A 22,801-nucleotide genomic window follows, 5' to 3' on the forward strand; every position below is an offset into this window, starting at 1 on the left:
AGTGACGATGATCGAGCTGCGAGCCTTCGAAACCCTGGGCGGCGAGAACCACGGCTGGCTGGACGCCAAGCACCACTTCTCGTTCGCCAACTACCGCGACGCCGGGCGGATGAACTGGGGGGCGCTGCGGGTCTGGAACGACGACACCATCGCCCCGCACACCGGCTTTCCGCCGCACCCGCACCGCGACATGGAGATCATCACCTACGTCCGCGAGGGCGCGATCACCCACGAGGACAACCTCGGCAACCACGGCCGCACCGAGGCCGGCGACGTCCAGGTGATGTCTGCCGGCTCGGGCGTCGCCCACTCGGAGTACAATCGCGAAGACGTCACCACCCGGATCTTCCAGATCTGGATCATCCCGGAGACCACCGGCGGCGCGCCCAGCTGGGGCGCCAAGCCCTTCCCGAAGGGCGACCGCAGCGGCCGGTTCGTGACCCTGGCCTCCGGCGTCGCCGGTGACGAGGACGCCCTGCCGATCCGCACCAACGCCCGGGTGCTCGGCGCGACGCTGAAGGCCGGCGAGCGCGTGGAGTACCCGCTGGGCGCGGCGCGCAAGGGCTACCTGGTGCCGGCGGTCGGCAAGGTGCAGGTCGGCGAGGTGGTCGCCCACGCCCGCGACGGCGTCGCCATCGCCGAGGCCGACACCGTCGTCATCACCGCGCTCGAGGACAGCGAGGTGGTGCTGGTCGACGCTGCTTAACGGCGCCGGCTTGGCCAGGGGGGACCGTCGCCGCCTCCGACGGCGGCGGTCCAAGGCTTGAGCGCCCCAGGCCTCGCGCCGGATCGCCGCTAGGCCATATTGCGAAGCATTTGCACCTAACGCGTGCGGCCGCTATCGGGTGAGCATCAACAGCGGGGCGCTCAGGTGGCGGAGACGAGTCGAGCGAAGGTGCTGCACCGGCAGTTGGGCGCGCGCGGGCCGCTGGCGATCGTCGGCGGCTATGGGGCGGCGGCGCTCGCCTGCATCGTGCTGGCCAGGACCTTGCCGCTGGCCCCGGCCGACGCCTCGGTGATCGCCACCATCCTGTCGTTCAGCGTCTACGCCGCGGTCGCGGTCTGGAGCTTCGCCGCGAAGGAGCTTAGCCGCGCGGTGCTGGGCGTGGTCGGCATAGCCGGCGGGCTGCTGTTCGCCGCCTGGCTGTCCGGCGGTTTCGAGGCCGGGCTGTGAGCGGCGGCCTGCGTCAATCGCAGTCGGTGCTGCACACCTGGTCAGGCCTGCTGGTCGGCTGGATCCTGTTCGGCATCTTCCTGGCCGGCACGGTCAGCTTCTGGCGCGATGATCTGAGCCGCTGGGCGCGGCCCGAGCTCGCCCCTGGGATTCATCGCGAGGCGGCGCTCGCCGGCGCGCTGGCCTTCCTGGAAGACAAGGCCCCCGGCGCCAAGAACTGGTCGATCGAACTGTCCGGCGATCGCGACGCCGGCGTGCTGGTTCGCTGGCAGCCGCAGCCGAAGAAGGGCGAAAAGCCGATGCGGCGGCGCGGCTTCGGCAACAGCCAGTGGCTCGACGGCCAGGGCCAGCCGGTCGAGGTCCGCGAGAGCCGCGGCGGCGAGTTCTTCTACCGGCTGCACTTCGACCTGCACTATGTGCCGGTGATCTGGGCCCGCTGGGTGGTCGGCTTCTGCGCCATCATGATGCTGGTGGCGATCGTCAGCGGGATCATCACCCACAAGAAGATCTTCAAGGACTTCTTCACCTTCCGGCCGGGGAAGGGCCAGCGCAGCTGGCTGGACGGCCACAACGCCACCGCCGTGCTGGCGCTGCCGTTCCACCTGATGATTACCTACACCGGCCTGGTCACCCTGATGACGCTCTACATGCCGTGGGGGGCGCTGGCGAACTATCCCGACCAGGCGGCGCTGCGCGAGGACCTGTTCCCGCGCAGCGAGGCCGTGCGGCGGCTGGGCGAGCCGGCCGCGCTGACGCCGCTCGCGCCGGTGGTCGCCCGGGCGGAAGCGCTGTGGGGCGAGGGCCGGGCGGCGACCATCCGCATCAGCGAGCCTGGCGACGCGGCCGCGCGCATCGAGATCACCCGCAGCCTCGGCGATCGGATCGTCAACGAGGACCAGCCGGTCCGCTTCGACGGCGTCAGCGGCGCGCTGATCTCGGCTCCGCCGCAGGAGGGCGCGGGCGTGGTCGCCCGCGGGGCGATGATCGGCCTGCATGCCGCGCGCTTCGCCGACCTGCCGATGCGCTGGCTCTATTTCCTCTCCGGGCTGGCCGGCACGGTGATGGTCGGCTCCGGCCTGGCGCTGTGGACCTCCAAGCGGCGCGAGCGCCTGCGCAATCCGGCCCGGCCGCATTTCGGCTTCCTTCTGGTCGAGCGGCTGAACATCGGCTTCGTCGCCGGCATGCCGCTGGCGATGACCGGCTTTTTGTGGGGCAACCGGCTGCTGCCGATCGGGATCAAGGGGCGGGCGGAGGACGAGATCTCCTGCATGTTCGTCACCTGGGGCGCGGCCTTGATCGTCGCCCTGCTGCTGAAGCCGCGGTTGGCCTGGAGCGGCCTGTTCGCCGCGACCGCCGCCTCGCTGGTGCTGCTGGCCGCCGCCGACCTGGTGATCACCGACACCGGCCTGGTCGCCAGCCTGGCGTGCGGCGACTTCGCCATGGCGGCGATGGAGACGAGCTTCCTGGTGATCGCCGCGGTCTTCGTGCTGCTGGCCCGCCAGGCCTGGCGGCGTCCCGCAGCCAAGCCGGCGCGCCAGCGGCGCGCGGCCGACGTTCAGCCGGCCCCTGCGGAATGATCCTGCTGTCCATCCTGTTCGCCCTCGCCGGGCTCGGCGCGCTCGGCCTGTCGCAGCCGCAACACTACGGCTGGGCGCGGGGCCGTGCGGCCTCGGCGCAGGAGCGGCGGCTGTTGCAGGCGTCGGGCTGGAGCTTGCTGGCGCTCAGCTTCGGCCTGGCGGTCGGGGCCTGGGGACCGGCCCGCGGCTTGATCGGCTGGTGCGGCGGGCTGACGCTGGCCGCCGCCGGCCTGGTGCTGTTCCGCACCTACGGCCGCCCGCGGCCGATCCGCCGCTGATCCGCCGCGAGGCAGGGGCGGAGTCTGCTGACAAACCGGCGCGGCGTGTCGAGAGCCGCCCCCGGCGCGTTGTTAGCGTCGAAATGACCGGAACCTAAGAGCGCTCGGCCCGCGCCGAGACCGGCTCGCGTTCTCATGGATTTTCGACATGCCCGACGCTCTCGACGCCGCCACCAAGCCCTGTCGAACCGTCACCAAGGACGAGGTCGCGCACTACGCTCGGCACGGCTGGGCCAAGCTCGACGGCTTCGTCTCGCCGGAGATCGTCGCCAAGCTGCTGGAGATCGCCCGCGGGCGGATGGGCGACGACGGCGACAGCAACGAGGCCTACGGCCTCAACCAGCCCTACTTCAACGCCGAGTACGGCGCCGGCCTGACCATCCCGCCGATCCGCGGGCTGATCGAAGAGATCGGCGCGAGCGCCAAGCTGTTGATGGACCGCAAATCGGGCGTCGGCGTCCGCTATTTCACCGACTTCTTCGCGCCGAAGCTGCCGGCGTCGAAAAAGACCAAGAACGCCGGCAACGGCCCCACCGCCTTCCACCAGGACTTCATCACCTTCGCGGTCGACCGCACCGGCGGGATGACCTTCTGGATCGCGCTCGAGGACTACGGTCCGGAGTTCGGCACCATGTCCTTCGTCAGCGGCTCGCACCGGATGGGGGTGATGGGCAGCTACCACACCTATGGCGCGGGCGATCTGCTCGACGTCTTCCCGGAAGTCCGGGCGCTGGGGACCTCCGAGCCGATGCGCTACCGCGCGGGCGACGTCACCGTGCATTCCCACCTGACGGCGCACGGGGCCGGGGCGAACCTGATGGATCGGCCGCGCTGGGCCTACCTGGTGCTGACCCAGCCGGCCGACGTCTGCTGGAACGGGGCGCCGGCCGAGGCCTTCGACACCACCGGCATGAAGCTCAACCAGCGCCTCGACGACGCGCGCTTCCCGCAGCTGGCCTGACTCATGTTGCCGTTCCGCCCTTTCCCCGACACCCGTTTCATGCAGCTGTGCTGGGTGGTCCCCGACCTGCAGGCGGCGATGGCCGCCTGGACCGCCTCCGCCGGCGTCGGCCCGTTCTTCTTCTTTGAGAGCGTGCCGTTCGAGGCCCCGGTCCATCGCGGCCGGCCGGCCCAGGAGGTGAACATCACCGCCGCCATGGCCCAGGCCGGCGACGTGCAGATCGAGCTGGTCTGCCAGCACGACGACCGGCCGTCGGTGTTTCGCGACATGTTCCCGGCGGGCCAGGCCGGCTTTCACCACGCCGCGCTCTACTGCGACGACTATGACGCGAGCCTCGCGGCCTACACCGCGGCCGGCGCCGAACTGGCGTTCAGCTGCATGATGATGGGCAGCCGGACCTGCTGGGTCGACACCACGCCGACGCTCGGTTTCATGGTCGAGCTCATCGAGGCGAACCCCGTCGCCGACTTGGTGTTCGCCCAGTTCCGCGCCGCCGCGGACGGCTGGGACGGCAAGGATCCGGTGCGCGTCCTGGGGTGAGGGCGGCCGGACAAAGCGTCGCCATCTGCGACGCGGCTCTCAAAGCTCGTTCGACCGGTCCTGCACATCCGTGAACCACCGCCACGGCTCGGCGGCGTGGGGCTGGCCGAGCGTGGCGGCAGGGGGCGGGGCGCCGAGAAGGGCGTCCCACCTTTCGTCATTCGCCGCCCCCTCCAGGACATAGTCGTCGATGGGATCGAGCACGGTCCGAAGACCCCCGTGCTCGTCCTGGACCGTCACCAGCACGGTTTCTCGACAGGCGCGATGAATGGAGACAATGGCGCAGATCGCGGCCATGGCGACTTCGCGGGAGGGGAAACCCAGCCGGGCGCCGTCGTTATCGGTGACCGTCCAGATCTGACCGAGTTTGAAAATGCCGTAGCGGAATGCGCTCATCTGTCATTCTCCACGCCCCCAGCAGAGCGCGAACAGCGGCGGCCGTCTGTCACATTCCAGAATTAGGCCGCGCTCAACACGGGGTTTTATCGTGTTCGCGCCCGCGGTTTGGTCGGCTAGCCGACGCGGCCGTGGCGCCTCTAGGCCGCCTCGGTCCGCAGATCTTCGAACTGCCGCCCGACCACGGCGTAGCATTCGCAGGCGTGGCGCAGCAGCGCCGGCCGATCGAGGATGGTTAGCCGCCCGCGGGAATAGTCGATGACGCCAGCGCGCTTCAGGGTGGCGGCCATCGTGCTGACCGTGCTGCGCTGAACCCCGGTCATCACCGCCATGTATTCCTGGGTGAGCGGAAACGCGCTCGTGCCGACCCGATCCTGGGTCATCAGGAGCCACCGCGCGAGACGGCCGTGCACGCCATGCGTGGCGTTGCACGCCACCCCCTGTTCGGCCTGCAGCGAGCAAGCGCGGGCATGCAGCAGCACCAGCGACAGGAGTTCCGCGCTGGCGGAGAGCTGGGTGCGGAACGCCGCAGCCGGCACGCGCATGGCGCTGCCGCCGATCTGCGCAAACACCCGGGAGCGCGAGGGGCGATTGGTGATGGCGTCGATCAAGGCGACGACGCTCTCGCGTCCGACTGTCGAGGTCTCCACCGCCTTGCCGTCGCGCAACACCGTCACGAGCGAGACGCAGGCGCTTCCCGGAAAGTAAATTGTGTCGACGGAATCCCCTGTGTCGAAGATCACCTGGGTAGACCCCAAGGTGATTTCGGACATATTCTGAATCAATGCCGCGTGATCTTTCGGCGTCAATGCAGACAAGAAAAAGTTGAGCAGTTGCACATTTGATCTCGGGCTCGGCGCTGAGCCGATCTGCGCTCTCTATATTTCAACCTTATACACCCAAATTTGGGTCCAAGACATATAAAGCCCTCTGATGACATCAAATGTCTTGATTGGATTTATTCAAGGCGGAGCTTGGAATTTTGAGCGGCTATACAGCTCAGCCGCCCCCTTGCCATCGACGCTCCGCTCAAGGCGCGCCGTGGCTGTGAACAGCCACGTTGCAGACGCTTGCGCAGCTACGCGACGTTATCGACGTGGATGGCGAGCTCGCCGTCGAGGATGAGCGGCTCGATGCCGACGAGTGGCGCTGGGGCGCGGCCCCGGTTCCCCCTCGGAACATAGCAGAAGCCGAGGCTTCAGGAGCCCGCAGTTGAGTTGGAAACCTTCTCATTGAGGCGCCTCCGGCCGCAGCCCTTTCGGCCGCGGCCGGAGCGCTGCCAAGCCACGCTTAGGCGATCGGATAGGTCATTCCGTAGGCGCCGTAGACGCGCTGGCCGTAGTCGCGGTCGAACTGCGGTTCATCATCGGCGTAGTGGGGCGCGTTCTTGATGATCTCCTTGTCGAGCGCAACGACATAGCCGCGTTGGTCGACGTCGTAGGTGAGCGCTTCCCAAGGCAGGGGATAGTAGTCGCTGCCCAGGCCGAGCATGCCGCCGAACTGCAGCACGGCGTACTCGACCTGACCGGATCGCTTTTCGACCATGAAGTTGTGGATGGTGCCGAGCTTCTCGCCATCCTCATTGTAAACAGCCGTGCCCTCGACCTTGTCAGACGCGATGAGGTCGTAGGTCTCATCCGTCGAGAGCGGCATCTTGCGTTCAGTCATATGCGGGTCTCCTCAGTCGGACCCGCTGAACGCACTCGGCGACTTCCAGAGCGCCTTGAAAATAAACACTCTTGCGCGATCTCAGGATCGCCGCGTCAAGGTCAGCGGCAGCCGCTGCACGGTCTGGGTCGCCAGCGTCGGCAGGTGGTCGATCTCATCCAGCGGGATCGCCCCGCGGGATGTCGTCGAGCCGCTTGACGGGGCTGACTTCAGCTCACCTCGGCGACGATCCGCCCGACGACTCCGCCGCGCTCGAGGCGCTCCAGGCCGGCAGGGATGTCCTCGAAGCCGATCGTGCTGGCCGGGATGATCAGCTCGCCGGTCGCCATCAGCGCCAGCACCGCGGAGGTGTCGCTCGGCCGGCCGCCGCCGGAGCCGCGCAAGGTCACCGACCGGGCGACGAGCTCGGCCGTGGAGATCGTCGCTTCGGTGCGGCCGAGACCGACCTGGACGACCAGGCCGCCCGGACGGACGGCGCGGATCGCCCCGGCGGTCGTCACCCCGAACCCGGCGAAATCAACGATGAGATCGAGGTCGTAGGACGCCAGTTGCAGGACGTCCTCGACCACCTCGGTCACCCCCTGCGCCCTGGCCGCGGCCCAGGCTTCCCGGCGCGGTTCGGCGCCGAAGACCTGGGCGCCGCGCAGCACGGCGATGCGGGCGCCGGTCATTCCCAGCCCGCCCAGCCCGACGACGCCGACGCGCTGTCCGGCCCGCAGGCCCCCGGCGACCATCACGGCGCGGTGCGAGGTCTGCCCGGCGTCGGTCGCGGCCGCGCCCTGCACGAAGCTCACCGCATCGGGCAGCGGAACCAGGACGCGCGCCGGAACCACGCAGTGGCTGGCGTAGCCGCCGTCGGCCGACCAGCCGGGGCAGTACTCCGTGGTGCCGGAAGCGACCACCCGATCGCCGAGCTGATAGTCGCTGACGCCCGCTCCGACCGCGGCCACGACGGCGGCGATCTCGTGGCCGAGGATGATCGGCGGCTTCTTCGGCAGATACGGCGTCAGGGTGCCGTCCATCCGCCCGACGTCGCTGTGGCAGAGTCCCGCCGCGCGCACCTCCAGCAAGACTTCGTCCGGACCTGGCCGCGGCGTCTCGCGTTCGATCAGCTGGAGCGGCTGGCGGGCGCCGGTGAACAGCCACGCTTTCATGGGCTCGCCGCCTCAGGTCGGCTGGGCGACGAGCCGGCCGATCACGCCGCCGCGCTCCAGCCGGTCGAGCCCCGCGGGGATCTCTTCGAAGTCGATCGTGGTCGCCTGGATCGCCAACTCGCCCTTCTGCATGTGCGCCAGCACGGCCTCGGTATCGCCCGGGCGGCCGCCCTTCGAGCCGCGCAGCGTCACCGATTTGGCGACCAGTTCGGCGGTGGAGATGGTCGCCTCGCCGCGTCCCAGACCGACCTGGACGACCAGGCCGCCGGACCGCACCGCGCTGATCGCGCCGGCCGTCGTCACCCCGAACCCTGCGAAGTCGACGATCAGGTCCAGTTCGTACGGCGCGAGCCCGAGCACGTCATCGACCACTTCCAGCACGCCCTGCGCCCTGGCCGTGTCCCAGGCCTCGCGGCGCGGCTCGGCGGCGTAGACCTGGGCGCCGTTCACCACGGCGATCCGAGCCCCGGTCATGCCCAGCCCGCCGAGGCCGACGATGCCGACCCGTTGTCCGGCGCGAAGCCCGCCGGTACCCATCACGGCGCCGTAGGACGTCTGGCCGGCGTCGGTCGCCGCCGCGCCCTGCACGAAGTCGACGGCGTCCGGCAGCCGGACCATGCAGGTCGTCGACAGCAGGCAGTGCGTCGCGTAGCCGCCGTCGGCCGACCACCCCGGGCAGAAGGCCTCGTCGCCCGAGGCGACGACCCGGTCGCCGACCCGAAACGCGCTGACCTCAGGCCCGACCTCGACGACCACGCCCGCCACCTCGTGACCGAGGATGAGCGGCGGCTTCATCGGCAGCATGTCGGTGATCGTGCCGTCCAGCACGCCGACGTCGCTGTGGCACAGGCCGGCGCCGCGCACCTCGATCACCGCCTGACCCGGCCCCGGGCGCGGGGTCTCACGTTCGATCAACTGCAGCGGCTGGTGCGCGCCGGTGAAGAGCCAGGCCTTCATGCGTTCCTCCATGGTGTTCTTGTCGGTGCGGACGTGGCCTTGGCGGGGGTGCGCGCCGCCGGTGTCACAGCCGGAAGCCGCCGCTGGCCTCGATGATCTGTCCGGTCACCCAGCCGCCCGCGGGCGAGGCCAGGAAATGCACCACCTCGGCGATGTCCATCGGCCGGCCGAACCGGCCGAGCGCGGTCATCTCTTCGATCTGCCGCCGCGCCTGCGGGTCGTTCGCCAGGTGTTCGTTGGTCTCGGTCTCGTTGAAGCCTGGCAGGACCGAGTTGACGGTGATGCGCTTGCTGGCCCCGAGGTCCTTGGCCAGCACCCGGGTGAACATGTCCAGCGCGGCCTTGCTCATGCTGTAGACGATGAAGTCGACGCCGGCGAGCCGCGACGCGGAGGAGGAGATGTTGATCACCCGGCCGCCGTCCCGCAGATGCGGCAGCAGCGCCTGGGTCAGGAAGAAGGGCGAGCGGACGTTGTTGGCGAAGGTCTGGTCGTATTGTTCGGCGGTGACGGTGGCGATCGAGCCGTAGTCGCCGCCGCCGATATTGTTCACCAGGATATCCAGGCCCGTCTGGCCGGTGCGACGCCGGAATTCAGCGGTCATCGCCTCCACCAGGGTTTCGTTGGCGTCCGCCTCGCCGAGCCTGGCGCGGACCGCGAACGCCTGGCCCCCGGCGGCGGCGATGGTGGCGACGGTCTCCTCGGCCGCCGCCGCGTTGCCGGCGTAGTTGACCGCCACCAGGGCGCCCGACGCGGCGAGCCGCTCCGACATGGCGCGGCCGAGGCCTCGCGACCCGCCCGTGACGAGCGCCGTCTTGCCCTTCAGGATCCCTGTCACTCGCGTTTCCTTCCGGCTTGCTTTTGGGCCATCGAACCGAGGCAACACGCGTTGTGCAACGACATCTCGCGATATTCGTCCTGGCTGAGCGTCGGTCAGGTCGAGAGCTTAGCTGGAGATGCGCAAGGCGCGACGAGGCGGCGGCTCAGGCGCCCGCCGCCGCCCGTCGCGTGAAGGTCAGCGGCAGCCGCTGCACGGTCTGGGTCGCCAAGGTCGGCAGGTAGTCGATCTCCTCCAGCGGGATCGCCAGCTGGATGTTGTCGAGCCGCTTGATGATCTCCTGGGCGGCGACCTTGATCTCCATCCGCGCCAGGGCCGCGCCGATGCAGCGATGGATGCCGGCGCCGAAGGTCAGGTGGCTGGCGAGGTTCTTGCGCTGCAGGTCGAGGGTGCGCGGGCAGGCGAACTCGGCGTCGTCATCGTTGGCCGAGGCGAACAGCACGCAGATCTGGGCGTAGGCCGGCAGCTGCTTGCCGCCCAGCTCGACCGCCTTGGTGGTCGTGCGGAACAGGCCATGCACCGGCGGCTCCAGCCGCAGCACCTCCTCGACGAAGCGCGACAGCAGCCGGTCGTCGTCCGCCGACTGCTGCAGCAGCCGGGCCAGCTCCGGCTGGGTCGCCAGCACCAGCATCAGGTTGGCCAGCGCCGCGGCGGTGGTGTCGTTGCCGGCGATCAGGAAGGCGCGGACGCAGGAGACTTGCTCGGCGAACGACAGCGCCGGGTTCTGCTCGTCCTCGAGCCGCGCGTGCACCAGGTCGGAGATCATGTCCTGCTGCGGGTCGGCCTCGCGGGCGCGGATGATCGGCATGATGTAGTTCTGCAGCTCGCAGATCTGCGCGGCGTTTTCGACCATCTCCTCGCGGGTCTGCATCCGGCCGATCTGCGCCAGCAGCGCGGTCGTCCAGCGCGAGATCCGCTCGACGCCGACCTCGTCGAAGTCGAAGCCCAGCTGTTCGCAGATGATCCGCGCGGTCAGCGGGACGCCGATGTCCTTCAGCCCGTCGCCATGGCCGCGTTCGGCCAGCGGCTCGATCAGGTCGATGACGATCTGGCGCATCCGCGGCTCGAGGTCCTTCACCCGGTGGGCGGTGAAGGCCTTCTCGGTCAGCCGGCGCAGGCGGGTGTGCGCCGGCGGGTCGCAGGCGATGATGTCGCGAATGAAGCCGCCCCCGTCGCGGTTCATGATCTCGGCCAGTTCATCGACGAAGCCGTTGGCGTAGCGGTCCTGGTAGCCGTGCTCGAGCGAGTAGGTGATCGGGTCGCGCAGCACCGTCTGCGCGTCCTCGTAGCGGGTGACCAGCCAGGTATCGAGCTGCGCGTCGTAGTAGACTGGGTCCTTGTCGCGCAGCGCCCGATAGAAGGGGAAGGGGTTGTTGCGGATCAGCGGGTCGAGCCGGGATTCGCCGCCGTGCAGGCACATGGCCTCGACTGCTCCCGGCTGTTGGGCCGCGTCATGCCGATCGGAGTCGCCGTGCATCCGCCTGTCCGCCTGTTCGATCCGTATGACGTCAGGTGACCGGCGGCGGCGGTGAACGTCTCGACAGTTTGCGCCTGGGTCTGAGGACTTTGCGCCGGAGCCGCGAACGACCACGGTCTGGCCGTTCGCGGCAGGGGCTCGCGGTCAGGCGACGACCGCCGCGGCGTCGATGTCGGGCGCCCAGCCGCCGTGGAAGCCGAACGGCACGCGTACCGGCAGATGGATCACGGCGACCGGCTCGTCGGTGAAGGCTTGCGCATCCAGAATCACGACGTCGGTCAGTCCGCTGTCGGCGTCGTAGACGTAGGACAGTATCCAGCCCTCGTCCTCGGTCGCGGAGCCGGGCTTGCGGACGAAGACCGGCTCCAGGGTCATCCGGCCGGGCCCGAAATCGTGCACCTCGGTGACGCCCCGGACCAGGTCGTGCTTCATCGCCGGGCCGAAGGTGACGCCCGCGCCCCAGTGCGCGGTGTAGGCGTAGCGATAGGGCTGGCCGCCGAACCGGCCGTTGATCCGTGGGAACTCGGCGCCGTGGTCGTCGATCGCCGTCTCGCTCAGCCGGCCTGAGCGCCGGTCGAGGGTCCAACGGACCAGCACTGGCGCGCCCTCGTTGGGACCATTGTGATCGCGGTCGAACATGCGCGGATGGCGGGCGACGTCGACGATCGTCAGGTCGCCGTCGTCATAGGCGTTGACGAAATGGAAGACGAAGCAGCGCGGCGCGTCGAACCACTGGACCCGCGAGCCGTCGCCGTCGCGTGGCAAGAGGCCGATCCGCGAGTCCCGTCGCTCGTCCCAAAGCCAGGGGAGGGGCGTGCGCGCGCGCTCCGGCTGAAACGTCACCGGCAGGTCCGGGACGACGATGAAGGATGGCGTGAACGCGGTGTCGTGGATCAGCGGCGTGTGCGGCAGATCGATACGGGCCTTGGTGGTCGCCCGGCCGTCGCGGCCGACCGAGATGTATCGGACCGGCTGGCCCGGCTCGTAGGTCAGCGCATGCTGCTCGCCGGTGAGCGGATCGAACTTCGGATGGCCGGTGAAACCGGCTTCCAGCGTGCCGTCGAAGTCGGTGCGGGCGACGCTCTCCAGTTCGTCGTCCAACTCGACGGGCAGGCCGCCCGCCTCGACGACCGCGCAGAGCCTCCCGCCGACGCTCATGATGTTGGTGTTCACCGGGCCGTCGCGGGAGCCGCGCCCAGGCCCGCCGATGGGCGTGCGGCCCACAGCCGCTGCGGTCGCCGCGTCCTTGATGAAGCGGCTGCGGTACCACTCGGCCTTGCCGTCGCGCAGGCGCAGGCCGTGCGCCATCCCGCCGGCGGTGAACCAGTGATAGCGCGCCGGCTCAGGGGCGCTGGCGGGGTTGGGGCCGATCCGCAGCAGGCGGCCGTTCAGCCCCGGCGGAATGCGGCCGGTCACCGGCAGATCGAAGACCGTGGCCTCTGCGGTCGCCGGGGCGAAGTTGCCGGCGAGGTAGGGCGCGCCCGTGCTGCTCGAGGTGGGCGTCGTGGCCATCATGTTCATGGTCGCCTCCTATGTGATTGGTCATCACATGAAGTCGGATTGACCGAGAGTCAACGAAAATGTAATTGCCTATCACATGAAGCGGAAAGCGGCGCCGAAGCCGGCGGAGCGGCGCGAGAGCTATCACCACGGAGACCTGCGCCGGGTGCTGCTCGACGCCGCGCACGCGGAGATCGCGGCGCACGGCGCGCAAAGCCTCTCGCTGTCGTCGCTGGCGCGTCAGGCGGGCGTGGCCCAGTCGGCGCCCTATCGGCATTTCGCCGACCGTGAGGAGCTGCTGGCCGCCGTGGCGACCGAGGGGTTCGAGGCGTTCACCCGAGCGATCCTGCAGGCGGCGGAAGCGGGCGACGAGGCCGGCGCGCTCAAGCGGATGGCGGCCGCCTATCTGCGGTTCGGCGAGGAGAATGTCGAACTCTATCGCCTGATGTTCGCCTCCAGACTGGTGCCGGGCTCAGGCCCCGACAGCCCGCTTCAGGCGGCGGCGTGGGCCAGCTTCCAGCCGCTGCTCGAACGGGTCGCCGCCGCCGAGCCGCAGCGCTCGAACACCGCCGCCAACGTCAGGTGGGCGCAACTGCACGGCCTGGTCATGCTGAAGGCGGATGGGTTCCTCGACGCGCCAGCTGAGGACCTGTTGGCCGTCACGGCGATCTAGCGGGGGCTCGGGACGGCCGCTTGCGTGGAGTTCGATCTATAGTAGAGTCTGGAAATAATTAGATTATCGGCGGAAAGCCGAGGGTCGTGTCCGCCGTTCACGCGCAGGGAATCCTGCTCCGAGCCGGCGACGCGGGAGGAAAATGTGCAGTTCGGGAACACCTTTGTCCTGAGCGTCGACGCCTCGTCCGGGGCGTTCCCGGCCCAGGGCCAGATCCAGGCCGGCTACCTGCGTGGCCTGAAGGGCCTCGTCCGCGATCTCGGCGGCGATCCGCGCCAGATCCTGGAGCGTCACGACATCGACCCGTTGGCGTTCGACAACCCCGACCATCACATCGAATGCACCTCGGCGGTGAACCTGGTCGAGTACTGCAGCCGGCATCTGCAGGATCCGCTGTTCGGCCTGCACCTGGCGGAACACCAGGCCCCCGACGTGTTCGGCTGCGTGATGGCGCTGGCCCGCGCGGCGCCGACCGTGCGCGAAGGCCTGCAGAGCCTGATCGACTATGTGCCGATTTCGGCCTCGCCGGAATGCGAGATCGAGTTGGTCGCCGGGCGCGACGTCGCCGAGCTGCGCTGGCGCACCGACCTCTGCGCCGGCGAGCAGGTCAACTACCAGGGCCTGCTGCTGTTCATGAAGACGCTGGAGATGCTGGGCGGCCCGCAGTTCCGTCCGCGCTACGCCAACCTGACCTTCGGCGTCGGCCGCGGCGACAGGCAGCCGCTGCAGGACCGGGTGGGCTGCAAGGTCAATGCGCGGGCCGAGGCCAACGCGGTCGCCTTTCCGGTCGACCTGCTCGACCAGCCGGTCGCCACCTCGAACCGGCTGCTGTTCGGCCTACTCGGCGGCTGCCTGGGGCAGCTTAGGACGACCACCCGGGCGGGCTTCGTCGACCAGGTCGAGGCCTATGTGCGCCGCGCCCTGTCGGACGGGACCTGCTCGGTCGACGCCTGCGCCGAGAAGCTCGGCACCTCCTCGCGAACCCTGCAGAAGCGGCTGACCCGCCACGGCGTGAAGTTCCTCGACATCGTCCAGAACGAGCGCATCAAGCTGGCCAAACAGGCGCTGCTGTGGAGCGACAGCTCGCTCGACGACATCGCCTTCCAGCTCGGCTACTCCGAGCAGACCAGCTTCGGCCGCGCCTTCAAGCGGGCGACCGGCATGACCCCGCAAGGCTTCCGCTCGGCCGAGAGCGGCAGGATGCTGGCGGCGGAACCGGGCAGGGCGAACTGAAGACCAGGCTGCGCGGGCGGGGGAAGATCATGTCGCGTTTGAAGCTATGCGCCGCGGTGGCGGCGTTGCTGTTGATGGCCGAGCCCGCGGCGGCGGGGTCGCTCAAGGTCGGCCAGCCGGCGCCGGAGTTTAGCGCCACCTTGCTGGACGGGACGCAGCTCTCGTCGGCCGACCTGCGTGGCAAGGTCGTAGTCGTGAACTTTTGGGCGACCTGGTGCGGCCCGTGCCGCAACGAGCTGCCGGTGCTGGAGAGCTACTACCAGGCGGCGCGGGAGCACGGCTTCGTCGTCGTCGCCGCCCTGGCGAACGATTCCTCGCCCCGGACCAAGCTGAAGGCGGCGACGACGAAGCTGACGATGCCGATCGCGCTGCAATTGAGCGGCTATCCCAAGCCCAAGGCGCTGCCGACCAGCTATCTGATCGACCGTCGCGGCGTCGTGCGCGCCAAGCGCCTGGGCGCTTTCGATCTCGACCAATTGGACGCAGCCGTCCTGCCGCTGCTGAAGGAGCCGGCTCCGCCGGCGGTAACCGAGCAGGCTGCGCTGCCTGCGGCCGGCGGCTGACTTCGGGCGTTCCGCCCGCTCAGCGCAGGGGCAACGCGGCCATGACGCGGGTCAGCACGCTGCGCCAGTCGCCAGGCGACGGCTGGCGGAACAGCCGGGCCGAGGGGTACCAGGCGCTGTCCTCCCGCTCGCGCCCCCAGCGCCAGTCGACCCCATGGGCCGGCAGCAGCACCCAGACCGGTTTGCCGAGCGCGCCGGCGAGGTGGCAGATCGAGGTGTCGACCGTGATCACCAGGTCCAGGCCGGCGATCAGCTCGGCGGTATCGAGCATGTCGGCCGCGCCGGTGTCTTCCGGCAGCAGGCTGCCGGCGCCCGGAACGGCGAGCAGTTCTGCGGCCAGCGCCGGCGGCAGCGAGCGATGCGCGTCGTTCGCATGCGTCGGGTTTCCGCGCGCCGCCACGCCGATGCGGAAGGGCGCAGGCCGCGGCTCGGCGTGCAGGTAGGGCGCCGCCGCCCCGGCCGGGTCGCCGATCGCCGCGACCAGCGACATCGCCATCAGCCAGACATCCGGGTCGGGGAAGTCGATGACGCCCTTCGCCGGGAGCACCCGGACCGGCAGGCACCGCTCGAACAGCCGATGCAGCGTAGGCGCGCACACCAGAGTGACGTCGCAGTTCTGGTTCTTGAGCATCGCGGCGTAGCGCGCGGTCATGATCTGGTCGCCGAGGCCCTGCTCGGGCCAGACCAGCACCCGCTGTCCCGAAAGCGACCCGCCGGCCCAGCGCGGATAGTCCAGCGGCGGGCAGCGGCCGTCCGCGAGCCGGGCCTCGTAGAGCCGCCCGCCTTCCTGCAGCCGGCCCTGGGCCATCAGCGTCATGCCGAGATACTGCGCGGCGGTGCGATTTTCGGGATAGGTCGCCAGCACCTGCCGCAACAGCCGCTCGGCGCCGCTCAGGTCCCCGGCGTTGTGGAGCTCGACGGCGGCGTCGTTGGCGGTCTGGGGATCCATGAAGCGCTTGATGCGCAGGCCTCGCCGGGGCGTCAATCGGCGCCCGGCGCGAACTGCTCACGCCATGGCGCAAGATGTCGGGATCGGCCGACCGCGCCGAACCTATGGTTCCGGATGCTCATCCTCGGCGACACCGCATGCGCGCTCTACGGACTGGCGGGGTGATGGCCGAGCTGCGGTTCGACGGGCGCGTCGCCATCGTCACCGGCGCCGGCGGCGACCCGAGCCTCGGCCGGGCGCACGCCCTATTGCTGGCCGCGCGCGGGGCCAAGGTCGTCGTCAACGACATCGGTCGTGATCCGGAGACCCCGGGCTACGACGGCGCGGCCTCGGCCGAGGCGGTCGCCGCCGAGATCCGCGCGAACGGCGGCCAGGCCGTCGCCGACGTCCATTCGGTGGCCAGCGAGGCGGGCGCCGCCGCCATCGTCCAGACCGCGCTCGACGCCTTCGGCGGCGTCGACATCCTGGTCAACAACGCCGGCCTGTCGATCGCCGCGGGGTTCGACGAGATGACCTCCCGCGACTTCCTGCGGCACATCGAGGTCAACCTGATGGGCGCGGTGTGGACCTGCCGCGCGGCCTGGCCGCACATGCGCGCCAAGGGCTACGGCCGGATCGTCAACACCACCTCCGGGGCGATGGCCGGCTACGCCAACCTCGTGGCCTACGGGGCCAGCAAGGGCGGCCTGCTGTCGCTGACCCGGGCCCTGGCCGCGGAAGGCGCGGCGCTGGGGATCAAGGCCAACGCGGTCAACCCGGGGGCCTTCACGCGGATGGTCGCGGCGCAGCAGCCGGAGACCTCGTCGATGTACCAGTACGCCAAGCAGAACCTGCCGGCGGACCTGGTCTCGCCGGTGGTGGCCTATCTGGCGCACGAGGCCTGCCCGGTCTCCGGCGAGTGCGTCGAGGCGGTCGCCGGCGAGGTTCGCCGGGTCTACCTCGCCCAGACGCCGGGCTTCGCCGACCGCGACCTTTCGCTCGAGACCGTGGCGGCGCGCTGGGACGAGGCGATGGCGGGCGCGGCGGGCGCGGTGATCGGCTGCGCCGACCTCGACACCAGCCAATGGGATTTCAAGCCGTATCGACCGGCGTCGGACCGCTGACGCGGCCGGAAACCAGACAGCACAGGGGAGGCGACATGGCAGACGCAGAGCGCAAGGTGGCGTTCGTGACCGGCGCGAGCTCGGGGATCGGCCGGGCCGCGGCCGAGGCCTTCATCGCCCGCGGCTATGCGACGGCGCTGGTCGACCGGGACGAGGCCGCCGGCCTGCGGCTCGAAGCCGAGCTTCGCGGTTCCGGCGACTGCATCTTCATTCCCTGCGACGTCACCGACGACGAGAGCGTGCGCCGGGCGGTGGCGACGACGGTGGAGCGCTATGGCCGGCTCGACGCGGCGTTCAACGCCGCCGGCATCGACGGCGAGCACGGCAAGGCCACGGCCGACGGCAGCATGGAGAACTGGAGCCGGGTGATCGCCATCGACCTCACCGGGGTCTGGTCCTGCATGCGCTATCAGATCCCGCAGATGCTGAAGAGCGGCGGCGGCTCGATCGTCAACTGCGCCTCGGTCGCCGGCCTGGTCGGCGCGCCCTTCTTCTCGGCCTATGTCGCCGCCAAGCACGGGGTGGTCGGCCTGACCAAGACCGCCGCGCTGGAGTACGCGCGCCAGGGCATCCGGGTGAACGCTGTCTGCCCGGGGATGATCGACACGCCGATGTCGCGGGCCGGGATGACGCCCGAGCTCGCCGAGGCCCTGATCGCTGAGAGCGCGATCGGCCGGCTGGGCGAGCCCGAGGAGGTGGCCCGCGCGGTCGTCTGGCTGTGCGACGAGGCGCCCGGCTTCCTCACCGGCCAAGCGATCGCCGTCGACGGCGCCTGGACCGCGCGCTAGCCGGCCGCCGGCCCGCTTTGGGTCGAGGCTGACGGCCGCCTGCGATCCAGCTAACATCGTTCGGCTGACACCCGTGCAGCGGAGGGCGACATGCGCGCAGTGAAGCTTGGCCTCCTGGCGGTCCTGATCGTGGCGACGCCGCTGGGCGCGGCGGCGTTGGCGCAGGCGCAGGGTTCGCAAACCGCCGCCGCGGTTCCGCCGGCAGCTGCCGAAAGCGCGCGGATCGTCACCCGCCACGGCGACCTTTCCGAGCTGAGCGGCCAGAGCGCCGAGATGGCCTTCGTAGCCGGACGACGGGTGCGGGTCACCGCGCAGGTCGCCGACGACATCTTCGCTGCGGGCCGCGAGCTGCGGGTCGACGGCGCCAGCGCCGACCACCTGTTTGTCGCCGGCGGCGAGATCGACCTGGCGCCGGCCACCGTCCACGACCTCATCGCCGCCGGCGGTCGCATCCTGCTGCGGTCGGGCGTCGTCAGCGACGACGTGGTGGCGGCGGGCGGCGAGATCACCCTCGACCGGAACGCCCGCATCGAAGGCTCGAGCGTGCTGACCGGCGGGCGGCTGCGCATCGACGCGCCGATCGGCCGTGAGCTGATGGCGGCGGGCGGGGAGATTGAGCTGAACGGCGCCGTCGGGGGCGACGTCCGGCTGCGGGGCGACGAGATCGTCATCGGCCCGCAGGCGCGGATCGCCGGCGACCTGCATGTCCGCGGTGCGCGCATCGAGATCTCGCCCGGCGCCGTCGTGCAGGGGCGCACCGTGCGCGAGGTCGTCGAGCGCGAGAAACCCTCGGCCGCCCCGTTCATCGTGATGGGACTGCTGTTCGCCCTGGGCGTGCTGATCATGATCGGGGCGATCGCCGCCGCCGCGCCGCGGCTGCTGCAAGGCGCCGAGCGGCGTCTGCAATCAGGGGGCTGGGTGACGCTCGCCATCGGCCTCGCGATCGTGCTGCTGGCGCCGCTGGTGATCGTGGCGCTGCTGGCCACCGTGCTGGGCGCGCCGCTGGGGCTGGTGCTGGCGTTGGCCTATCTGCTGGCCATCCCGCTGGCGTTCGTCGCCGTGTCCTACTGGCTCGGCCAGGTGATCCGCGCCCGCGCGGCGAAAGCCCACGCCGCCGGGCCGCCGCGCTGGCCGGCGCGGGTCGGCTGGACCGTGCTGGCCGCGCTGCTGCTGATGGTCGCGTTTGTGGTCCCGCTCGTCGGCGGACTGATCTGGCTGGTGGCGCTGGCGGCCGGGATGGGGGGCCTGGCGGGACACCTGTTCGACTACGCAAATCGGCGCCCCCTCGAACCGTCGCGCGACGGGACAGCCGTGTAGCCGGGTCCGGCGGCGCCTGCAGATAATCCGGCGCGAGCGGTCGAGCCGCGGGCAGGCCGGCCGCCTAGGCTCGAGGCGATGATGCAAGGGACCGAACCGCCGTCCACCCTGCCGGCGCTGCTGCGCAGCGTCGTCGCCGCGCGCGGCCCGCATGACGCGGTGGCGATGGCGGCCGAGACCCTGAGTTATGACGAGCTCGACCGGCGGACGGCGCGGATGGCCTGCGCGCTGCTGGCGCTGGGCGCCGGCAAGGGCGCGCGGATCGCGCTGATGGCGCCCGACGGCGTGCTGTGGATCACCACCTTCCTGGCGTCCTTGCGGATCGGCGCCCTGGTCTCGGTGGTCAGCACCCTCTGCACCCCGCCGGAGCTGGCCCACATCCTGCGCCACAGCGATGCGCAGATCTTCATCGGCGTCCGCGGCTTCCTGCGCCACGACTACGTCCGCACGCTCACCGCCGCCCTGCCGGGGCTCGAGACCCAGCCGGCCGAGGGGCTGCGGATCCCGGCCGCGCCCTATCTGCGCTCGGTCTGGCTGGATGACGCCGACGGGCTCGGCTGGGCGCGCTCGATCGACGCGCTGCTGGCCCGGGCCGATGCGCCGGCCGCACCGGACGCCGAACTGCTGGCGGCGGTCGAGGCGGAGGTCGCGCCCAGCGATGACGCGGTGATCGTCTACACCTCCGGCAGCACCTCGGCGCCGAAGGCCGTGGTGCACACCCAGGGAAACGTGACGCGGCACCCGCGCGAGCTGTCGCGCTACTTCCTGCTGAAGCCCGGCGATCGGATGCTGCCGCAGCTGCCGGCCTTCTGGCTCGGCGGCATGGTGATGGCGCTGCAGACGCTGAGCGTCGGCGCGACCCTGGTCTATCCGGCCTCGCCGGAGATCGAAGTGGTGGTCGACACGATCCGGCAGCTGGGCGTCAACCGGGTCAACAGCTGGGGCGACCCGCTGGTCCGGCTGCGCCAGGCGGCGGCCGCGCGCGGCGTCGACATCGACCGGATCGTCGGCCTGGGCCCGTTCCGCGACGCGGCCGGCGAGCTGATCCCGCCGCCGCTGCAGGTCAACATGCTGGGCATGAGCGAGACCTTCGCCGCGCACAGCGCCGAGCCGCTCGACCATCGCCTGCCCGACGACAAGGCCGGCTCGTCGGGGCGGACCGTGGGCGGCTTCGAACGGCGGGTGGTGGATCCGGAGACCGGCGCGCCGACGCCCCCGGGACAGGTCGGCGAGCTGCAGCTGCGCGGCGGGGCGCTGATGTCCGGCCTTTACAAGGTCGACTCGCGCCAGGTGTTCACGCCCGACGGCTTCTATCCGACCAGCGACCTGGTCCGGCTCGACGCCGACGGGCACCTCTATTTCGTCGCCAGGCGCGGCGACATGATCAAGACCAAGGCCGCCAACGTCTCGCGGCTGGAGGTCGAGGCGGCGCTGCGGCCACTGCCCGGCGTCGAGCTGCCGATCGTCGTCGGCCTACCGGACCCCGAGCTCGGCCAGCGGGTGGTCGCCGCCGTGGTGCCGGCCACCGGCGCGACGCTCAACGAAGACGCGCTGAAGGCGGCGCTGCGCGAAGTGCTGTCGAGCTTCAAGGTCCCGCGCGAAATCGTCTTCATCGGCCACGAGGACGTGCCGCGCACGGCGACCGGCAAGCTGAGGCTGTTCGAGCTGGCCGACATGATCGCTGCGCGCATCGCCGCGCGGCGCACGGCGGGCTGAGGGAAGGGCGGGGACGATGGCGGACGCGGCGAAGCAGCCCTCGGCGGAGGAGATCGTCCTCTACGAGAAGGATCCGAAGGCCAAGATCGCGACGATCACCCTGAACCGGCCCGACCAGCTCAATGCGCCGACCATCGCCGCCCGGCAACGGTTCGCCGACCTGGTGCATCGCGCCAACGTCGACGACGACGTGAAGGTGCTGATCGTCCGCGGCGTCGGCGCGCACTTCGGCAGCGGCGCGGACCTGCCGGAGCAGGCGGACATGTTCTCCGACAAGGCCGACGTCTCGCTGCTGAAGGAGTTCCGGATCGGCGACGACGAGGGCGTGAAGTATCCGCCGAAGGACTCCTACCGCTACCTGGCCTCGCTGACCCACCTCTACGCCAACTCGAACTTCGGCCTGCGCAGCCTGCAGGACTTCAAGAAGATCAGCATCGTCGAGGCCAAGGGCTATTGCTACGGCTGGCACTTCTACCAGGCCACGGACGCCGATCTGGTGATCTGTTCGGAGGAGACGCTGTTCGGCCATTCGGCCTGGCGCTACGCCGGCTGGGCGGCGCGGATGTGGACCTGGGCGACGATGATGGGCATCCGCAAGTTCCAGGAGATGGTGTTCACCGGCCGGCCGTTCACCGCCCAGGAGATGTACGACTGCGGATTCGCCAATCGCGTCGTGCCGCGCGACCAGCTCGAGGCCGAGACCCAGAAGTACGCCCTGGCCTGCTCGCGCACCCGCCCGACCGACGTGGTGATGATGCAGAAGACCTTCTTCGAGGTGATGAAGCAGCACCAGGGCGAATACATGGGCAGCGTGCTGACCGGCTGGCTGGAATCCATGCTGCCGATGGTCCGCTCCGACGGCGAGCTGGAGCTCGGCGACGAGACCTTCGGCAAGGGTCTGAACAATGCGGTGAAGGACAACGACCGGCTGTTCCCGCCGGAGTGGCGCCTGAGCTACGGCGCCCGCAAGGCCAAGGACTAGCCGAGACGCAAAGGGAGTTCGCCGATGGATCCGCGCCTTCAGGAGATGCTCGATCACTATGAGATCCGGAAGACCCTCAGCGAGTATTGCCATGGCTGTGACCGCTGCGACGAGCCGCGGATGGCGAGCATCTATGCGCAGGACAGCTGGGACGACCACGGCCACCGCCGCGCGCCTGGCCCCGACTACGCCCGGCTGATGACCGCCGAGGTGCTGGCCACCACCAACAGCCTGTATCACCTGCTCGGCCAGTCACAGGTCCGGGTCGACGGCGATGCGGCCGGCGCGGAGACCTATTTCCTGGCGGTGTCGCGCACCACCGGCGAGGACGGGGCGGCGATGTGCAACCAGCTCGGCGGCCGCTTCGTCGATCAGCTGCGGCGCGAGGACGGGCGCTGGCGCGTGGCCCACCGCACCGTGATGCGCGACTGGTCGATCAGCATGCCGGTCGAGCAGGACTGGACCGCCGAGGCCGGCTTGCGGGAGGGCGCACGCTCGAACGACGACCCGTCCTTCGCCGCGCTGGGGCTGGAGCACGGCGGGGCGCGCTCGGCCGAGGGGCTTCGCTGGCGTTGAACGGGAGAACAGGCGCCATGGACACCACCGACCGGCTTCTTCCGAAAGGCTTCGAAGCTCTGGAGCCTTTCGTGGCGGATTGGGTCCTGGCCGACGCGGTTGCGCGCATGTCCAAGCGCCAGGCGAGCCGCATGGAGGATATCCGCCGGTTCTACGAAGCGATGTTGCCGCTCGGCGAGCGGGCGCTCGAGCACCTGCGCCAGTTCGAACTTGGGGAGGTTCCGGCGGCGAGCGAGCGGCTGTTGAAGCTGATGCTGTCCCTGGCCGAGGTCGCCCCGGCGGTCGAGTGGTACGGCGACCCGAGGGTCAATGACGGCTTCCCGATCGAACGCATCCGCTACCGGCGGCAGATCCCCGACGCCGCCCCGCAAACCTGATCGAGCC

At 70.2% G+C, this 22,801-nt stretch carries 25 protein-coding genes; 16 read left to right on the forward strand and 9 right to left on the reverse strand.

Annotation, left to right across the window (positions count from 1 at the left end):
• The first annotated feature begins 7 nt into the window (after window positions 1-7).
• From ACSQ14_RS22550 to ACSQ14_RS22575, 6 genes are all read left to right on the forward strand, one after another.
• Window positions 8-706, forward strand: a complete 699-nt coding sequence (locus tag ACSQ14_RS22550) for a pirin family protein (RefSeq protein ID WP_436016727.1) — start codon at window positions 8-10, stop codon at window positions 704-706.
• A gap of 165 nt (window positions 707-871) precedes the next feature.
• Window positions 872-1,174 (forward strand): hypothetical protein, encoded by a 303-nt coding sequence (locus ACSQ14_RS22555; protein WP_436016729.1) that lies wholly within the window; start codon window positions 872-874, stop codon window positions 1,172-1,174.
• Window positions 1,171-2,751, forward strand: a complete 1,581-nt coding sequence (locus ACSQ14_RS22560; protein WP_436016731.1) for a PepSY-associated TM helix domain-containing protein — start codon at window positions 1,171-1,173, stop codon at window positions 2,749-2,751. Before ACSQ14_RS22555 ends, ACSQ14_RS22560 begins: the two co-directional genes overlap by 4 nt.
• Window positions 2,748-3,029 carry a DUF3325 domain-containing protein gene (locus ACSQ14_RS22565; RefSeq protein ID WP_436016733.1) on the forward strand — a complete coding sequence of 94 codons (282 nt, stop codon included), beginning with the start codon at window positions 2,748-2,750 and terminating at the stop codon, window positions 3,027-3,029. Before ACSQ14_RS22560 ends, ACSQ14_RS22565 begins: the two co-directional genes overlap by 4 nt.
• 148 nt (window positions 3,030-3,177) lie before the next feature.
• Window positions 3,178-3,990, forward strand: a complete 813-nt coding sequence (locus ACSQ14_RS22570; protein WP_436016735.1) for a phytanoyl-CoA dioxygenase family protein — start codon at window positions 3,178-3,180, stop codon at window positions 3,988-3,990.
• A gap of 3 nt (window positions 3,991-3,993) precedes the next feature.
• Entirely contained in the window at window positions 3,994-4,530 is a 537-nt protein-coding gene (locus tag ACSQ14_RS22575) for a VOC family protein (protein WP_436016737.1), read from the forward strand.
• 39 nt (window positions 4,531-4,569) lie between these two features.
• Here ACSQ14_RS22575 and ACSQ14_RS22580 read toward each other — a convergent pair whose 3' ends face one another.
• From ACSQ14_RS22580 to ACSQ14_RS22615, 8 genes are all read right to left on the reverse strand, one after another.
• Entirely contained in the window at window positions 4,570-4,926 is a 357-nt protein-coding gene (locus ACSQ14_RS22580) for a hypothetical protein (RefSeq protein WP_436016739.1), read from the reverse strand.
• A gap of 140 nt (window positions 4,927-5,066) precedes the next feature.
• Window positions 5,067-5,765, reverse strand: a complete 699-nt coding sequence (locus ACSQ14_RS22585) for a Crp/Fnr family transcriptional regulator (protein ID WP_436016741.1) — start codon at window positions 5,763-5,765, stop codon at window positions 5,067-5,069.
• A 451-nt stretch (window positions 5,766-6,216) separates the two neighbouring features.
• A complete protein-coding gene (locus ACSQ14_RS22590; protein WP_436016743.1) occupies window positions 6,217-6,594 on the reverse strand; it encodes a PRC-barrel domain-containing protein in 378 nt (125 codons plus the stop codon).
• A 209-nt stretch (window positions 6,595-6,803) separates the two neighbouring features.
• On the reverse strand, window positions 6,804-7,748 hold the full coding sequence (locus tag ACSQ14_RS22595; protein ID WP_436016745.1) for an alcohol dehydrogenase catalytic domain-containing protein: 945 nt from the start codon (window positions 7,746-7,748) through the stop codon (window positions 6,804-6,806).
• Window positions 7,749-7,760: 12 nt separating this feature from the next.
• Complete coding sequence (locus ACSQ14_RS22600) at window positions 7,761-8,705, reverse strand: alcohol dehydrogenase catalytic domain-containing protein (protein ID WP_436016747.1); 945 nt, start codon at window positions 8,703-8,705, stop codon at window positions 7,761-7,763.
• A 64-nt stretch (window positions 8,706-8,769) separates the two neighbouring features.
• Window positions 8,770-9,540, reverse strand: coding sequence for an SDR family NAD(P)-dependent oxidoreductase (locus tag ACSQ14_RS22605; protein WP_436016749.1), 771 nt, complete (start codon window positions 9,538-9,540; stop codon window positions 8,770-8,772).
• Between the two features lie 145 nt (window positions 9,541-9,685).
• Window positions 9,686-11,017, reverse strand: coding sequence for a cytochrome P450 (locus tag ACSQ14_RS22610; RefSeq protein ID WP_436016751.1), 1,332 nt, complete (start codon window positions 11,015-11,017; stop codon window positions 9,686-9,688).
• Window positions 11,018-11,161: 144 nt separating this feature from the next.
• Window positions 11,162-12,538, reverse strand: coding sequence for a carotenoid oxygenase family protein (locus ACSQ14_RS22615; RefSeq protein WP_436016753.1), 1,377 nt, complete (start codon window positions 12,536-12,538; stop codon window positions 11,162-11,164).
• Window positions 12,539-12,614: 76 nt separating this feature from the next.
• Here ACSQ14_RS22615 and ACSQ14_RS22620 point away from each other — a divergent pair, with 76 nt between their 5' ends.
• The 3 genes from ACSQ14_RS22620 to ACSQ14_RS22630 all read left to right on the forward strand — a co-directional run bounded on the left by ACSQ14_RS22620 (window position 12,615) and on the right by ACSQ14_RS22630 (window position 14,986).
• Window positions 12,615-13,190: a TetR/AcrR family transcriptional regulator gene (locus ACSQ14_RS22620; protein ID WP_436016755.1), complete on the forward strand. Its 576-nt coding sequence runs from the start codon at window positions 12,615-12,617 to the stop codon at window positions 13,188-13,190.
• A gap of 144 nt (window positions 13,191-13,334) precedes the next feature.
• A complete protein-coding gene (locus ACSQ14_RS22625; protein ID WP_436016757.1) occupies window positions 13,335-14,423 on the forward strand; it encodes an AraC family transcriptional regulator ligand-binding domain-containing protein in 1,089 nt (362 codons plus the stop codon).
• 29 nt (window positions 14,424-14,452) lie between these two features.
• Entirely contained in the window at window positions 14,453-14,986 is a 534-nt protein-coding gene (locus ACSQ14_RS22630) for a TlpA family protein disulfide reductase (protein WP_436016759.1), read from the forward strand.
• Window positions 14,987-15,005: 19 nt separating this feature from the next.
• Here the strand turns inward: ACSQ14_RS22630 and ACSQ14_RS22635 are convergent, their stop codons facing one another.
• Window positions 15,006-15,935 carry a tetratricopeptide repeat protein gene (locus tag ACSQ14_RS22635; protein WP_436016761.1) on the reverse strand — a complete coding sequence of 310 codons (930 nt, stop codon included), beginning with the start codon at window positions 15,933-15,935 and terminating at the stop codon, window positions 15,006-15,008.
• A gap of 137 nt (window positions 15,936-16,072) precedes the next feature.
• Here ACSQ14_RS22635 and ACSQ14_RS22640 point away from each other — a divergent pair, with 137 nt between their 5' ends.
• The 7 genes from ACSQ14_RS22640 (at window position 16,073) to ACSQ14_RS22670 (ending at window position 22,794) form a co-directional block, all read left to right on the forward strand.
• On the forward strand, window positions 16,073-17,038 hold the full coding sequence (locus ACSQ14_RS22640; RefSeq protein ID WP_436016763.1) for an SDR family NAD(P)-dependent oxidoreductase: 966 nt from the start codon (window positions 16,073-16,075) through the stop codon (window positions 17,036-17,038).
• Between the two features lie 35 nt (window positions 17,039-17,073).
• The gene (locus ACSQ14_RS22645; RefSeq protein ID WP_436016765.1) at window positions 17,074-17,826 is read left to right on the forward strand and encodes an SDR family oxidoreductase; all 753 of its coding nucleotides are present in this window, start codon (window positions 17,074-17,076) and stop codon (window positions 17,824-17,826) included.
• A gap of 90 nt (window positions 17,827-17,916) precedes the next feature.
• A complete protein-coding gene (locus tag ACSQ14_RS22650; RefSeq protein ID WP_436016767.1) occupies window positions 17,917-19,143 on the forward strand; it encodes a hypothetical protein in 1,227 nt (408 codons plus the stop codon).
• Between the two features lie 78 nt (window positions 19,144-19,221).
• Window positions 19,222-20,859 carry a class I adenylate-forming enzyme family protein gene (locus ACSQ14_RS22655; protein WP_436016769.1) on the forward strand — a complete coding sequence of 546 codons (1,638 nt, stop codon included), beginning with the start codon at window positions 19,222-19,224 and terminating at the stop codon, window positions 20,857-20,859.
• Window positions 20,860-20,875: 16 nt separating this feature from the next.
• On the forward strand, window positions 20,876-21,841 hold the full coding sequence (locus ACSQ14_RS22660) for an enoyl-CoA hydratase/isomerase family protein (RefSeq protein WP_436016771.1): 966 nt from the start codon (window positions 20,876-20,878) through the stop codon (window positions 21,839-21,841).
• Between the two features lie 24 nt (window positions 21,842-21,865).
• Window positions 21,866-22,417 (forward strand): nuclear transport factor 2 family protein, encoded by a 552-nt coding sequence (locus tag ACSQ14_RS22665; RefSeq protein WP_436016773.1) that lies wholly within the window; start codon window positions 21,866-21,868, stop codon window positions 22,415-22,417.
• A gap of 17 nt (window positions 22,418-22,434) precedes the next feature.
• Complete coding sequence (locus ACSQ14_RS22670; RefSeq protein WP_436016775.1) at window positions 22,435-22,794, forward strand: hypothetical protein; 360 nt, start codon at window positions 22,435-22,437, stop codon at window positions 22,792-22,794.
• The last annotated feature ends 7 nt before the right edge of the window (window positions 22,795-22,801 follow it).

Source organism: Phenylobacterium sp. LjRoot219, assembly GCF_964252995.1.
Lineage (GTDB): Bacteria > Pseudomonadota > Alphaproteobacteria > Caulobacterales > Caulobacteraceae > Phenylobacterium.

Excerpts from the sequence above, each read along its gene's own strand:
- ACSQ14_RS22550 (WP_436016727.1), top strand. The coding sequence starts at position 8 with ATGATCGAGCTGCGAGCCTTCGAAACCCTGGGCGGCGAGAACCACGGC.
- ACSQ14_RS22565 (WP_436016733.1), top strand. The coding sequence starts at position 2,748 with ATGATCCTGCTGTCCATCCTGTTCGCCCTCGCCGGGCTCGGCGCGCTC.
- ACSQ14_RS22570 (WP_436016735.1), top strand. The coding sequence starts at position 3,178 with ATGCCCGACGCTCTCGACGCCGCCACCAAGCCCTGTCGAACCGTCACC.
- ACSQ14_RS22575 (WP_436016737.1), top strand. The coding sequence starts at position 3,994 with ATGTTGCCGTTCCGCCCTTTCCCCGACACCCGTTTCATGCAGCTGTGC.
- ACSQ14_RS22580 (WP_436016739.1), bottom strand. The coding sequence starts at position 4,926 with ATGAGCGCATTCCGCTACGGCATTTTCAAACTCGGTCAGATCTGGACG.
- ACSQ14_RS22590 (WP_436016743.1), bottom strand. The coding sequence starts at position 6,594 with ATGACTGAACGCAAGATGCCGCTCTCGACGGATGAGACCTACGACCTC.
- ACSQ14_RS22595 (WP_436016745.1), bottom strand. The coding sequence starts at position 7,748 with ATGAAAGCGTGGCTGTTCACCGGCGCCCGCCAGCCGCTCCAGCTGATC.
- ACSQ14_RS22600 (WP_436016747.1), bottom strand. The coding sequence starts at position 8,705 with ATGAAGGCCTGGCTCTTCACCGGCGCGCACCAGCCGCTGCAGTTGATC.
- ACSQ14_RS22610 (WP_436016751.1), bottom strand. The coding sequence starts at position 11,017 with ATGCACGGCGACTCCGATCGGCATGACGCGGCCCAACAGCCGGGAGCA.
- ACSQ14_RS22615 (WP_436016753.1), bottom strand. The coding sequence starts at position 12,538 with ATGAACATGATGGCCACGACGCCCACCTCGAGCAGCACGGGCGCGCCC.
- ACSQ14_RS22620 (WP_436016755.1), top strand. The coding sequence starts at position 12,615 with ATGAAGCGGAAAGCGGCGCCGAAGCCGGCGGAGCGGCGCGAGAGCTAT.
- ACSQ14_RS22630 (WP_436016759.1), top strand. The coding sequence starts at position 14,453 with ATGTCGCGTTTGAAGCTATGCGCCGCGGTGGCGGCGTTGCTGTTGATG.
- ACSQ14_RS22635 (WP_436016761.1), bottom strand. The coding sequence starts at position 15,935 with ATGGATCCCCAGACCGCCAACGACGCCGCCGTCGAGCTCCACAACGCC.
- ACSQ14_RS22640 (WP_436016763.1), top strand. The coding sequence starts at position 16,073 with ATGCGCGCTCTACGGACTGGCGGGGTGATGGCCGAGCTGCGGTTCGAC.
- ACSQ14_RS22645 (WP_436016765.1), top strand. The coding sequence starts at position 17,074 with ATGGCAGACGCAGAGCGCAAGGTGGCGTTCGTGACCGGCGCGAGCTCG.
- ACSQ14_RS22650 (WP_436016767.1), top strand. The coding sequence starts at position 17,917 with ATGCGCGCAGTGAAGCTTGGCCTCCTGGCGGTCCTGATCGTGGCGACG.
- ACSQ14_RS22655 (WP_436016769.1), top strand. The coding sequence starts at position 19,222 with ATGATGCAAGGGACCGAACCGCCGTCCACCCTGCCGGCGCTGCTGCGC.
- ACSQ14_RS22660 (WP_436016771.1), top strand. The coding sequence starts at position 20,876 with ATGGCGGACGCGGCGAAGCAGCCCTCGGCGGAGGAGATCGTCCTCTAC.
- ACSQ14_RS22665 (WP_436016773.1), top strand. The coding sequence starts at position 21,866 with ATGGATCCGCGCCTTCAGGAGATGCTCGATCACTATGAGATCCGGAAG.
- ACSQ14_RS22670 (WP_436016775.1), top strand. The coding sequence starts at position 22,435 with ATGGACACCACCGACCGGCTTCTTCCGAAAGGCTTCGAAGCTCTGGAG.